Source organism: Prosthecomicrobium sp. N25, assembly GCF_037203705.1.
In the GTDB taxonomy this organism is placed as follows: Bacteria; Pseudomonadota; Alphaproteobacteria; order Rhizobiales; family Ancalomicrobiaceae; genus Prosthecodimorpha.
On record NZ_JBBCAT010000001.1, the window covers coordinates 2519385 to 2532078 of the forward strand.

Annotated in this window: 9 protein-coding genes; 4 read left to right on the top strand and 5 right to left on the bottom strand. The window is 66.4% G+C overall.

Features of this window, described 5'->3' with window-relative positions:
- Window positions 1-13: 13 nt before the first annotated feature.
- The 4 genes from WBG79_RS11505 to WBG79_RS11520 are packed head-to-tail and all read left to right on the top strand — an operon-like array spanning window position 14 to window position 5563.
- The gene (locus tag WBG79_RS11505) at window positions 14-1711 is read left to right on the top strand and encodes a hydantoinase B/oxoprolinase family protein (protein ID WP_337357242.1); all 1698 of its coding nucleotides are present in this window, start codon (window positions 14-16) and stop codon (window positions 1709-1711) included.
- Window positions 1708-3330: a gamma-glutamyltransferase family protein gene (locus tag WBG79_RS11510; protein WP_337357243.1), complete on the top strand. Its 1623-nt coding sequence runs from the start codon at window positions 1708-1710 to the stop codon at window positions 3328-3330. The genes WBG79_RS11505 and WBG79_RS11510 overlap by 4 nt, the downstream gene beginning before the upstream one ends.
- 3 nt (window positions 3331-3333) lie before the next feature.
- A complete protein-coding gene (locus WBG79_RS11515) occupies window positions 3334-4215 on the top strand; it encodes a 3-keto-5-aminohexanoate cleavage protein (RefSeq protein WP_337357244.1) in 882 nt (293 codons plus the stop codon).
- Between the two features lie 4 nt (window positions 4216-4219).
- Window positions 4220-5563 (top strand): aspartate aminotransferase family protein, encoded by a 1344-nt coding sequence (locus WBG79_RS11520; protein ID WP_337357245.1) that lies wholly within the window; start codon window positions 4220-4222, stop codon window positions 5561-5563.
- 40 nt (window positions 5564-5603) lie between these two features.
- On the opposite strand, the gene WBG79_RS11525 is transcribed toward WBG79_RS11520, so the two are convergent.
- From WBG79_RS11525 to WBG79_RS11545, 5 genes are read right to left on the bottom strand one after another with little or no spacing between them, the layout of a single operon-like run.
- Window positions 5604-6152: a formaldehyde-activating enzyme gene (locus tag WBG79_RS11525; protein WP_337357246.1), complete on the bottom strand. Its 549-nt coding sequence runs from the start codon at window positions 6150-6152 to the stop codon at window positions 5604-5606.
- A gap of 45 nt (window positions 6153-6197) precedes the next feature.
- Window positions 6198-7781 (bottom strand): gamma-glutamyltransferase family protein, encoded by a 1584-nt coding sequence (locus WBG79_RS11530; RefSeq protein WP_337357247.1) that lies wholly within the window; start codon window positions 7779-7781, stop codon window positions 6198-6200.
- A 50-nt stretch (window positions 7782-7831) separates the two neighbouring features.
- Window positions 7832-9835: a hydantoinase B/oxoprolinase family protein gene (locus WBG79_RS11535; RefSeq protein ID WP_337357248.1), complete on the bottom strand. Its 2004-nt coding sequence runs from the start codon at window positions 9833-9835 to the stop codon at window positions 7832-7834.
- Entirely contained in the window at window positions 9822-11894 is a 2073-nt protein-coding gene (locus tag WBG79_RS11540; protein WP_337357249.1) for a hydantoinase/oxoprolinase family protein, read from the bottom strand. The genes WBG79_RS11535 and WBG79_RS11540 overlap by 14 nt, the downstream gene beginning before the upstream one ends.
- 12 nt (window positions 11895-11906) lie before the next feature.
- Window positions 11907-12692 carry an ABC transporter permease gene (locus tag WBG79_RS11545; protein WP_337357250.1) on the bottom strand — a complete coding sequence of 262 codons (786 nt, stop codon included), beginning with the start codon at window positions 12690-12692 and terminating at the stop codon, window positions 11907-11909.
- Window positions 12693-12694: the final 2 nt, after the last annotated feature.

Genomic DNA, 12694 nt, shown 5'->3' on the forward strand with positions numbered 1-12694 from the left:
GCGAGGCGACGACATGGCGACCATCGATCCAGTCACGTTGGAAGTAGTCGGGAACTACTTGGTATCGACGGTCCGCGAGATGGGTACGACGCTCATGCGCACGGCCTACTCGGTCATCCTGCGCGAGCAGATGGACTGTACGACGGCCTTGTTCGACGGGACGGGAAATCTGATCGCGCAGGCCGACCACGTCCCCTCGCATCAGGGCACGCTCGCCTATGCGGCCAAGTATGTGGCGTCGAACTTCATTCTCGAAGCCGGCGACGTCGTGGCGCTCAACCACCCCTATCGTGGTGGAACCCACCATCCGGACATCATGATCTTCCGTCCGATCTTCCATGACGGTGCGCTCGTCGCCATCGCCGCCGCGCTCGGCCACCACATCGACGTTGGCGGCCGGTCGCCGGGCAGTGTCGCGACGGACGCTCGCGACGTCTTCGAGGAAGGACTTATCATCCCGCCACTCAAGCTGTACCGACGCGGCGTTCTTGTTCAGGAGGTCCTGGACATGATCGCGGCGAACATTCGGGTGCCGCGCGAGACCCTCGGAGACATCAGAGCCGAGATAGCGGCCACCACGGTCGGCGAAAGGCGCTATCTGGAGCTCTGCGAGCGCTACGGACCCGAGCGCCTGGCCGAGATCGTGGACGGACTTCTGGCCCATTCGGAAGCGATGATGCGCCGCGATCTGTCCCGATATCCGAACGGGACCTATCGGGCGACCGGTTACATGGACAGTGACGGCATCACCGAAGATCCGGTCGTGATCCAGGTCGCGGTTTCGATCGCGGACGGTGATGTCACGATCGATTTCACCGGCTCGAGCCCGCAGTTGCGCGGCCCTTTCAATGCATCGATCTCATCGGTGGAAGCCGCCTGCTTCTGCGCGGTTCGCTACATGGTCAACCCCGCCATCCTTCAGAATGCCGGATGCTATCGGCCGATAAAGCTGGTCCTGCCACCACGCTCCGTGGTCAACCCGGAATCGCCGGCGCCCTTGAGCGGGCGGTTCCACACACTCGAGCGGATCGCCACCACGATCGTCGCAGCGTTCAACGGGGCTCGCGGAAGCGAGGCCGTCGGCAACGGGCACGGACATCTGACGAGTTTTTCGACCTCGGGGCGCATGCCCGGCACCGGCGACACCTTCGTCCTGTTCGAATACCACGGGGGCGGTTGGGGCGGCACGTCGCGCTGCGACGGGCTGGACGCTACGTTCGGCCTGATGGCGAACTCGTTCGACAATCCGATCGAAGCGATCGAGTTGAGGTATCCCTTGCTTATCGAGCGCTACGAGCTGATCCCGGACAGCGGGGGTGTCGGCAAGTTTCGGGGCGGTCTCGGCCTGAGGAAGGAGATCCGCTACCTCTCCGGATCCGGCTACTTCACGAACCGTTCCGACGCCCAGAAGTTTCCCTCGCTCGGGGTTCTGGGAGGCGGTCCGGGGCGCCCATCCGCCCACTCTCTGGTCCGAGCCGACGGCGCCATCGAACGGTTGCCGTCCAAGATCACCAACGTCACCATCGCGGCCGGCGACCTAATGGTGCTGGAGACGGCGGGGGGCGGCGGCTACGGCGAACCGATCGAGCGCGACCGCCGACGTGTCCAGGACGATCTGCTCGATGGCAAGATTTCGCCGGACGTTGCGCGCGACATCTACGGCTTCGTCCAGGACGATTCGGCCCACGCGGATAGGCAGACGTCTTCATGAGCCCGGTCGCAGGCCATGCTCCTGCGCGGGACTTCATGCGGCCCGGGCGCTCTCCGGTCCGCTCGCTCCGCGCCATGGCGGCGACATCGAGCCCGCTCGCGACCGAGGCGGCCCTGCAACTCCTCCGCGACGGTGGGAATGCGGTCGATGCCGCGATCGGTGCCTGCGCGGTTCTGGCATTGGTCGAGCCGCATCAGACCGGACTCGGCGGCGACTGCTTCGCCCTGATCGCCCGGAACGGAACCGACCGCGTCGTGGCCTACAACGGCTCCGGGCGTGCGCCGGCCCGAATCGATCGGGCCGAAGTGGCCGGGCGGATGCCCGGAGGCATCCAGCCGACCTCGCCCGAGGCTGTAACGATACCCGGCGCCGTCGAGGCCTGGATACGTCTGTCGGCCGACCACGGACGGCTGCCATTGTCGCAGGCGCTCGCCCCGGCGATCGCCTATGCCGAACACGGGGTGGTGCTGCAGGACCGCGTCGCTTTCGACTGGGGCGTGGCGAAGGAGAAGATCGCGGGCTCGCCGGTATTGGCAGCGTCATTTTTTTCAGGCGGGCAACCGCCTCGGCCCGGCACCGTCCTCCGCTATCCCGAGTTGGCTCGCACCTTTCGGTTGATCGCCGAGAAAGGCCGGGAGGGCTTCTACGAGGGCTCGATCGCGCGGTCTCTCGTGGCCACGCTCAGGGCTTCGGGTGGCGTGCACGAACTCGACGACTTCGCCGATCATCGCGGCGAATACGTCGCCCCGATGAATGCCACGTTCCGCGGGTACACCGTGCATCAGTGTCCGCCGAATGGTCAGGGGGTGATCGCGCTCCTGATCATGCGGATCCTGGAGCAACTCGAGACGGATCCGGACGGCCCCCTGGGTCTTTGGCGCCTGCACGCGATCACCGAAGCGGCCAGGCAAGCCTTCGCCTTGCGCAATGCCCGCCTGGGCGATCCGAACTTCACGGACTTCGACTGGAGCTCGGTGCTCGAGCCCCCAGTGATTGCCGGGCTCGCCGCACGGATCCGCCCGGACGCCCGCATCGCGGATCAGGCCTTGCCGACGGGCTCGGGCAGCGAGCATCGCGACACGACCTACCTTTGCGTAGTCGACGAGGATCGCAACGCGGTTTCGCTGATTAATTCGCTGTTCGAGTCCTTCGGCAGCACGATCACCGACCCGCAGAGCGGCATCACGTTGCACAACCGCGGTTTGTCGTTTTCGCTTCTGGACGGACACCCGAACGCCCTGGCGCCGGGAAAACGGCCGATGCACACGATCATCCCCGGCATGCTGACCAAGGCCGGACGTGTCGTCATGCCGTTCGGGGTGATGGGCGGTCACTTCCAGCCGGTGGGTCATGCGTTGCTGCTGTCGCACATGCTCGACTATGGCCTGGACCTGCAGACTGCAGTCGATCTTCCGCGGCTGTTTCCGTCCGATGGCAAGCTTTGGGTCGAGTCCGGGATCAACCATGCGGCTCGACAGCATCTCTCGGCGCTCGGTCACGACCTGACCGATCGGATCGAGCCGGCGGGCGGCGCCCAGGCGATCTGGATCGACCACACGACCGGCGTTCTGACCGGAGCCTCCGACCCCCGCAAGGACGGCGCAGCCATAGGGTACTGAACCATGTCTCGAAACGTGTTCATCACTTGCGCGCTGACCGGAGCCGGAGACACCGTCGGGCGCAGTCCTCATGTTCCGATCACGCCCAAGCAGATCGCCGAAAGCGGACTGGACGCCGCAGCGGCAGGGGCGAGCATTCTCCATATTCACGTCCGCAACCCGGAGACCGGCCAGCCGAGCCGGGACCTGGCCCTTTATCGGGAAGTCGTCGCGCGGATCCGGGAGAAAAACGACGACGTGATCCTCAACCTTACGGGGGGCATGGGGGGTGACATCGTGTTCGGGGACGACGACCCGTTCCCGACCCTGCCGGGAACCGATTTCGTCGGACCGGCCGGCCGCATGGAGCACATTCTCGACCTGAAACCGGAAATGTGCAGCCTGGACTGTGGATCACTGAATTTCGACGAGATGGTCTATGCGGCCAAGCCAAGTTGGTTGCGCCGGATGGCCCGTTCGATGCGGGGGGCGGGGGTCAAGCCCGAGCTCGAGTGTTTCGAGATCGGACACGTCCGCATGGCGCGACAATTGATCGAGGAAGGCCTGATCGACGCGCCACCGCTGTTCCAACTCTGTCTCGGGGTCAAGTGGGCGGCGGATGCAAGCCCGCGCACCATGATGGCGCTGGTCGACATGCTGCCTGTCGGTGCCCTCTGGGCCGGTTTCGGCCTCGGGTCGATGCAGATGCAGATGGTCGCTCAAGCCGTGCTCCTCGGCGGCCATGTCCGCGTCGGTCTGGAAGACAACCTGTTCCTCTCAAAGGGAGTCTTCGCGACCAATGCACAACTTGTCGAACGGGCTGCCGCGATCGTGACGATTCTCGGCGCGACGGTCGCCGATCCGACGGCAACTCGCGCTGTCCTGGGCCTCGAAGGCAAAAGGTGAACACATGACCGGTATCGAGGCTGCGCCAGCGACGGGCGTCAATTCAACGATCTCAGCGCTCCTTGCTGATGTCCAAAATCGATCCGCCGAACGGCGCCCACGCAGCGGCGAGGCCTTCGCACGCGCCTGCGAGAAATTGCCGGGCGGCAATACGCGGTCCGTCCTATATTTCCCGCCTTTCCCGATCTTCGCCGAGAAGAGTTCCGACTGCCGCGTCTGGGACATCGATGGACACTGCTATCTGGATTTTCTTTGCGAATACACCGCCGGCCTGGCCGGACACGACAATCCCGAGATCCGCGCTGCTGTCGAGGGCGCGCTAAGACGTGGTTGGGTCAATGGGGCCCAGCTCGAGGTCGAAGCCGAGTTGGCGACTCTGCTCTGCACCCGATTTCCCTCGCTTGAACGGGTGCGCTTCTGCAATTCGGGAACGGAGGCCAATCTGATGGCCCTGTCCACCGCCCGAGTGGCGACGGGCCGCCCGGCCATCATGGCGTTTCGGGGCGGCTACCATGGCGGGGTTCTGCTCTACAAGGACGGCCCCTCGGCGCAGAATCCGCCGTACGAGACGGTCATGGGCGAGTACAACGACGTCGATCGGACCCGAGACCTGATCGGCGCCAATGCCGATCGTCTGGCCGCCGTCATCTTGGAACCGATGCTGGGCTCCGGCGGCTGCATTCCGGCCGAGCGAGATTTCCTGGCGATGCTCCGGGAGATGTGCAGCACCCACGGCATCGTGCTGATCTTCGACGAGGTCATGACCTCGCGTCTCGCGCCGGGCGGCCTGCAGGGCCGACACGGCATCCTTCCCGATCTCTGCACGCTCGGCAAGTATATCGGAGGTGGCTTCTCGTTCGGGGCATTCGGCGGACGGGCCGAGATCATGGACCTGTACGACCCTCGACGACCGGACGCACTGACCCATGCGGGCACCTTCAACAACAACCCATTCACGATGAATGCGGGCGTCGCCGCGATGACCCGCGTCTATCCGGCCGATCGCGCCGAGGCCTTCAACGCCACAGGGGATCGGTTCCGTGAGCGGCTCCAGCAGACCGCCGACGCCCATGCGGTTCCGGTCACGTTCTCCGGGATAGGCTCGATGATCGGCCTGCATATCGCCAACGGGCCGATCCGACGCCCGGGAGACGGGCGCAACGACGCAACCGCCACGGATGCGAAGGCACTGATCCACCTTGAGATGTTCGAACGCGGACTGTACTTCGCGCGACGGGGTATGATCGTTCTGTCACTGCCCATGCAGGATGACACGCTGGATCGTTTTGTATCCACACTCGATGAGGTTCTCCAACTTCACGGGCCAGTCCTTCGTCGGCTGGCTTGAAGCGAGCCCCATTCAAGTGCCCGGCGGTAGACAACCGCCGTCAAAGTTTCCTGTCGAGCCCGAGCCGGTGGTACTTGTGCATGACCTTGTCCTGGTTCTCCAGCAGCCAGTCGATCGAGGGCTCGGCTGCCATGGCCTTGCGGATCGCTTCGGTCATGGCCTTGCGGTGGTTGGCGAACAGCTCCTCGTGGTCAAGATCTTCGCCGGTGGCCGCGCTGGGTGTCAGCCAGACGGCGCAGACGATTCCGAGATCGTTTGCGCGGCTCTTCGGCAGGTAGCCGGCCCGGACGGCGTCGAGCACGCCGTGGGCAATCGCGAACTGGACCGTGCCCATCAGGATGTTGGTGTAGCGGGCGTCAGTGACGGTGACCTTGGAGCAGCAGAGCGTGACCGGACGCACCATGATGTCGGTGTTGAGGAGCGCGAAGACGCGCGAGTGGCCGACCACCTGATCGCCCGTCAATGTCGCGATGGCGGTGCCGACCGGACCGTCGAGTTCGCCGATGACGACCTCGGGCTCGGCGGCGGTCGCTGCCACGCCGGTCGACACCAAGGCCTCGCCGGTGCGCATGAGAATGCGTTCGTTCATGATGTTCCTCTCTTTGACGAGTGATCCGGACGCCGGCGCTCGGGTTCAATAACCCGCCGCGATGCCGTCCTTGCGGTGGTCCGTGGCGCCGGTGAGAACGCCGCGCTCGTGGTCGATACGGATAGCCTGACAGCCGCCGATCGGCACATCCATCCATTCGATGTCGTGGCCGCGATGAAGGAGGTCCGCCGCGACGGCGGGCGATATGGTGCGTTCGAGTTGAAGACGGCCGCCGATCGCGAAAGATCGCGGCGCTTCGGCGGCAGCCTGGATATCGTCGCCCGCATCGAGGACGCGGGAGAGGAAGTGAACGTGGCCGGTGGCCTGATAGTGGCCGCCCATCACTCCGAATGGCATGACGGCGCGACCGTCGCGGACCAACATCCCCGGAATGATCGTGTGCATAGGACGGCGACCCGGGGCGATTCCATTGGGGTGGCCGGGACGGGTCGAGAAGCAACTGCCGCGGTTGTGCAGGAGCACCCCGGCGCCGGGTACGTAGATGCCGCTGCCGAACGCCGAGAAAAGGGAGTTGATGAACGAGACGGCGTTGCGGTCGCGGTCGACCACTGCGAGATAGACGGTGTCCTTGTGCTCCACCGCGTCGAAGGCTTCGGCCGGTGCCGCTCGATCCATCGAGATCAGCCCCATGGCCCGGCGAGCGCGCGCGGCCGACAGGAGGTCGTCGACGTCGACGGGGGTCTGCGCCGGGTCGCCGACCCAGCGGTCGCGGGCGAAGTAGGCGGCTTTCGTGACTTCCGCGAGACGGTGGATCGCGTCGGCCTCGGTGAGCCCGGCGAGCCCGGTCTCGGTCTCGGCGAGCATGCGCAGCATCATCAGGGCCGTGATGCCCTGGCCGTTCGGCGGGCACTCGTAGACGTCGTGATCGCGGTAGCGGGTCGAGACGGGCGTCACCCATTCGCTCGTCTGTGCGGCGAAGTCCGCTTCCGTGTGAAAGCCGCCCAGACGGCGCAGTGTGGCGACGATCTCGGCGGCGACCGGGCCCTCGTAGAAGGCCCTCCGCCCCTCCCGGGCGATGCAGCGCAGGGTCGCGGCAAGGGCCGGATTGACGAGCCGGTCGCCGATCGAGGGGACCCGTCCGCCGGGCAGGTACCGGGCGGCGCAGTCGGGATCTCGGGCGAGCTTGCCGGCATTGCGCTGCCAGTCGTAGGCGACCCGCGGCGTGACCAGGAAGCCGTCCTCGGCGGCCCGAATCGCCGGGGCGAAGATCCGGTCGAGCGGCAGTGTTCCGTGCGCCTCGTGGAGCCGGCACCAAGCCTCGACGGCGCCCGGTATCGTCACGGCGTGGACGCTCTCTTGGCCGATCCCGTTTGGGCAGTTTGCCACGTACCAGGAAGGATCGGCGCCGGAGGGCGCACGGCCGGACCCGTTCAAAGCCAGCGGGATCCCGCCGCCGGGCGAATAGAGCACGAAGCAGTCGCCGCCGATGCCCGTCATAGCCGGGTCGACGACCGACTGTGTGGCCACGGCGGCGAGGGCGGCGTCGATCGCCTTGCCGCCGTCGCGTAGGATGTTGAGCCCTGCGAGCGTGGCGAGCGGGTGCGAGGTCGCGACCATGCAGTCCGCGGCGAGGGCGAGAGAGCGGCCGGGTTCCAGGAAATTGCGCAAGCTCGTGGCTCCGTGGGTGGTAAGGCGGCGACCGCTGGCACCCGGGGGGATCAGCCGACCGCCCGCAGGCGGGGCCAGCCGAGAACCGGCCGCCGGGTTGCCTCGCCGAGATCGGCGATGAGGTGGCGCAGGGCCGCCTCGCCCAGAGCCTCGTGGCCCATTCTGAAGCAGCGCTCGTAGATGATGTCCCGCAGGTAGAGCCGGCTGGACGCCGGCTCCTCGGCGAGGATGGCCACCACCATGTCCTGGAAGGCCTGCGGCAGGCGCTGCTCGTACTGGAGCCGCTCCACGCCGAAATCGAAGGTCGCGGCCGGCCCGCGAGGCGGCGCGGCCTTCCGCAACGCGTCGGTCGCCGCCGCGTCTACGGCGCCGTCGGTGATCACCACCCGGTACTGCTCCCGCGCCTCGGCCACGGTCACGAAATCGTCTTCGACGTCGCGAAGGACGGCGGCGGGCTCGCGATCGAGCGGATCGCCATAGCCGCCCCCTCCGGGGGAGACGAGGCGCACGGTCTCTCCGGGGGCGAGCCGGAGCACCTCGATCTTCGGGATGGCGCGCTCGTGGCCCTGCGCATCGATGATGCTGGTTGCCCCGAGCGTGCCGCCCTTCCCGCCCTCACGCCCCCAGGGGCGGAGATGGAAGCGGTCCCAGCCGCGCGAGGAGATCTGGGCGTGAGGCGAGAGCAGCTGGAACTCGAACACGATCCCACTGCCGCCGCGCCAGCGTCCCGGTGCGACCGCGTCGTTGAGCTTGTAGCCGGAGACGAAGATCGGGCTGTCGAGCTCGAGTGACTCGACGGGCGCGTTGCGCAGCGCCCCGCCGGAGAAGTTGACGCCGTCAATGCCGTCCTTGCCGGGGCGCCCGCCGGAGCCGCCCTGGAGCGGTTCGAGGACATGGACCACGTAGGTGCCGGTGTCGGGCTCGAGATCGCTGAGAGTGAGCAGGCCGAACTGCCCGGCGCCCGCAGCCGGAATCCGCTCCGGCGCCATCTGGCTGAGCGCACCCATGACCACGTCGGAGACGCGCAGCGCGGTCGTGTAGCGTATGCCGGTGGCAGCGAAGCGGGTCGGGTTCAGGATCGAACCTTCCGGCACCTTCACCGAGATCGGCCGCACCATGCCGCGGTTGAACGGAATGCCGGGATCGGAGGTGCGGAGGAAGTTGACGATACCGAGAACCAGGAACTGGTTCAGCATGCCGTGGGTCGGCAAGTTGAAGGCCGCGGCGACCTGCGGATCCGTCCCCGTGAAATCGAGCAGGATTTCGCTGCCCGATTTCACCATGGTCAGGCAGAGCCGGACGTGGTTGGTCTTGAGGAGGTCGCCCTCGAGATAGTCGGTGAACGGATAGCGACCGTCCGGCAGTTCCGCGATCACGGCCCGCGCACGGGCCTCGCCGTATTCCAGGAGGCCCGTAATAATCCCAGAGATCTGCGTGGCGCCGTATTGGGCGAAGCAGTCGTCCATGCGACGCTGCGCGGTCGTCAAGGCGGCGGTGAGGGCGCTGATATCGCCCCAGTTCTGGTCTGGTATGCGGCAGTTGGCCAGGATGAAGCGGCGCATCTCGGCATCGAGCACGCCGGCCTTGAACAGCTTCACGGGCGGGATCACCACCCCCTCCTGGAAGCGGTCGCTGGCGTGGGGCGCGATGCTCCCCGGCACGATTCCGCCGACGTCGGAGGAATGGACGAAACACCAGGCGAAGCAGACAACACGGCCATCGGCGAAGATCGGCCGGAACATCATGTAGTCCGGCAGATGGGTCGACATGCCCTTGGCCGTGAGCGGGTCGTTGGTGATGATCACATCGCCCGGTTCGTAGTGGTCGAAGCAGCCGATCGCCGCCTTCATGCTCATCGACAGCATGTTGGTGACGCCGATATTGCGCGGATAGGCGAAGACCTCGCCGTCGAGCGTGACCAGCGCGCTATCGAAATCCCAGGTCTCCTTCACGAAGGTCGTGAAGGCGGCCCGGTGAATGACGTAGCCCATCTCCTCGACGATGCCGGTGAAGCGATTATTGAGGACCTCGAGGAGCACCTTATCGAGCGTCATGGTCTGCCTCCGCGATGAGGTTGCCGTACTGGTCCGACGTAACCGTGTATCCGGCTGGGACGAAGGTGGTGGTGTCGTATTGGGTGATGATGGCCGGGCCGGTCAGGCGGCGGCCCGGCAAGACGTGTGCCCGGTCGACGAAGCGGGCAGGCTGCATGCGGCCGTCATGCCAGATCGGCTTCTCGACCACGGCCGCCTCCAGGGGGATGTCGCTCGACAGGACGGCCAGCATCTCGAGCTTGGGCTTCGGCGTCTCACCGATGGCGACGACGCGGACGTCGCGCACTTCGAACACCGAACCGGCATTGGCATAGCCGTAGACTTTCTCGTACTCGGCCTGGAAGGCCTGGACGAGCGGTCCAGGGCCTTGGTCGAGGTCCACGCCGTCGAGTGGCACGGAGATCTCGAAACTCTGGCCGTGGTAACGCATGTCGGCGATCCGTCGCGAGCGGCGGCTCACATAGCCGAGGTCTTGTCCGTCGAGCCAGCGCGCGCCCTGCGCCTCCAGCTCCGCAAAGGCGGAGCGCATGGCCTCGACCACCTCGTCGCCGGCGGCGAGGTCGAAGCGGCGATGCACGGTCCTGACGAAGTCGCGCCGCACGTCGGCAACGAGCGCCCCCGTGGCACAGAGCACGCCGGGATGCAGGGGCACGATGACCTTCTCGATGCCGATGTCGCGGGCGACCAGGAGGCCGTGCATCGGGCCGGCGCCGCCGAACGGCAGCAGCGCGTAGTCAGAATAGTCGACACCCTTGCGGGCGAGGAGCGGCACCAGGGTCGAGTAGATGTGCGAGGTCGCTATCCGGATGATGGCCTCGGCGGTTTCCTCCACCGTCATGGCGAGCCGGCCCGCAAGCCGGCCGACCGCCGCGACCGCAAGGTCCTTGTCGATCATGATCCGGCCGCCGGCGAATGCGCCCGCCTCGATGATGCCGAGGCTCACGAAAGCGTCGGTCAGGGTGGCGTCGCTGCCGCCAAGGCCGTAGGCGGCCGGGCCCGGCTTGGCGCCCGCGCTGCGCGGTCCGACCTTCAGGACGCCGAAATCGTCGATCCAGGCGATCGAGCCGCCGCCGGCGCCAATCGACGTCACATCGACGGCCGGCATGATGACGGGGAAATTGCCGATCTGGTTCTCGGTGGAGTAGCGTGGCTCCCCGTCGATGATCGCGACGTCCGTGCTGGTGCCGCCGATGTCGATGGTGATCAGGTGCTCGAAGCCGGCCGCCCGCGCCACGAAAGCGGCCCCGATGGCCCCGGCTGCGGGGCCGGACATCAGCGTCTCGGTCGGCCGCGCGGCCGCCTCCGCGGCTGTCATGACCCCGCCATTGGACTTCGTGCTGAGGACCGGGGCGGTCAGGCCGAAATTCTTGCTGAGGCCGTCTTCTAGGTCGCCGAAATAGGTCTCCATGCGACGCCCCACATAGGCGTTCATGGTGCCCGCGAGGGTGCGCTCGAACTCCCGCATCTGCGGCCAGATCTCGCTCGAGAGCGAGACGTAGAGGTCGGGCGCCAGCTCGCCAAGGAGCCGGCGCGCTTCCCGTTCGTTGGCAGGGTTGCGGTAGCTGTGCAGGAAGCCGATCGCGACCGCCTCCGCCCCCATGGCCCGCAACTGCTCGACCACGTTGGCCATCATCGGCTGGTCGATCGCGAGCGCGACCGAGCCGTCGGCGAGGCAGCGCTCCGGCACCTCGACGACATGGGAGCGGCGGACCAGGGGTTCCGGCATTCCGGTGAAGAAGTTGAAGATGTCGGGCAGCCGGTGGCGCCCGATGTAGAGAATGTCTCTGAGCCCCTTGGTCACCAGAAGCGCAGTGCGGGCCCCGTTGTATTCCAGGATCGTGTTCACCGCGAGCGTGGTACCATGACTGAAGTAGCCGACGTCGGCCATGGACGCGCCGGTCTGGGCGAAGAGTTCCGAAAGGCCACCGAACACGGACGCCGCCGGGCGGCCGCGGTCGGAGGGAAACTTCAGTGCCGTGATCTTGCCGGTGCTCTCGTCCAGCAGGGCGAAGTCGGTGAACGTGCCGCCGATGTCGACACCTATGCGCAAGCGGGACATGGCCTTCACTCCCTAGAAGCTCATTCTGACGTTGAACAACCGCTGCATCAGCAGCATCAGCCCGCCGACGATCAGGATCTGGGCCGTGGAGGCGGCCGCTATGGTCGGATCGCCCTCCCAGAAGATCTGCGAGAAGATGTGGATCGGCAGGGTGGTGGTGCGCGGCCCGGCGACGAAGAGCGCCAGGTTGATGTCGCTGAAGGAGACGATGAAGGCGAAGATCGCGCCGCTCAGGATGCTCGACCGGATGATCGGTAGAACCACCCGCACGAAGGCCTGGATCGGCGTGCAGCCGAGGCTGATCGCGGCCTCCTCGAGTCGCTTGTCGACCGCCACCAGCCCGGCACCGACGACGCGGATCACATAAGGGACCCCGAGCAGGGTATGGCCGACCACGAGGGTCCAGAAGCCGCCTGCGACGCCGAGCGTCACATAGACGAGGTAGAGCGCCGCGCCCAGCAGGATTGACGGGATCAGGAGCGGGAGCATGAAGAAGCTCTCAACCAGATCCCGCCCGATGATGCGCGAGCGCTGGAGGCCGATCGCTGCCAGCGTGCCGACCAGCGTCGCCACCACCGAGGAGGCGAGCGCGATCGGCAAGCTGATCAGGAAGAGCGAGTCGCGGAAATCGGCGAGGCCGAAGAACTTCTCGTACCAGCGCAGCGAGATTTCGGTGGTCGGGATGCGGAACCCGGAGGTCGGGTTGAAGGAGACCAATACGACCACGACGATCGGGGCGAGAAGGAAGACGTAGACGAGAAACACGAAGATCCGGAGCGGCAGGGCCCTTGCGTACATCT

Coding starts and splice junctions, on each gene's coding strand:
- WBG79_RS11505 (WP_337357242.1), top strand. CDS start 14: ATGGCGACCATCGATCCAGTCACGTTGGAAGTAGTCGGGAACTACTTG.
- WBG79_RS11510 (WP_337357243.1), top strand. CDS start 1,708: ATGAGCCCGGTCGCAGGCCATGCTCCTGCGCGGGACTTCATGCGGCCC.
- WBG79_RS11515 (WP_337357244.1), top strand. CDS start 3,334: ATGTCTCGAAACGTGTTCATCACTTGCGCGCTGACCGGAGCCGGAGAC.
- WBG79_RS11520 (WP_337357245.1), top strand. CDS start 4,220: ATGACCGGTATCGAGGCTGCGCCAGCGACGGGCGTCAATTCAACGATC.
- WBG79_RS11525 (WP_337357246.1), bottom strand. CDS start 6,152: ATGAACGAACGCATTCTCATGCGCACCGGCGAGGCCTTGGTGTCGACC.
- WBG79_RS11535 (WP_337357248.1), bottom strand. CDS start 9,835: ATGACGCTCGATAAGGTGCTCCTCGAGGTCCTCAATAATCGCTTCACC.
- WBG79_RS11540 (WP_337357249.1), bottom strand. CDS start 11,894: ATGTCCCGCTTGCGCATAGGTGTCGACATCGGCGGCACGTTCACCGAC.
- WBG79_RS11545 (WP_337357250.1), bottom strand. CDS start 12,692: ATGTACGCAAGGGCCCTGCCGCTCCGGATCTTCGTGTTTCTCGTCTAC.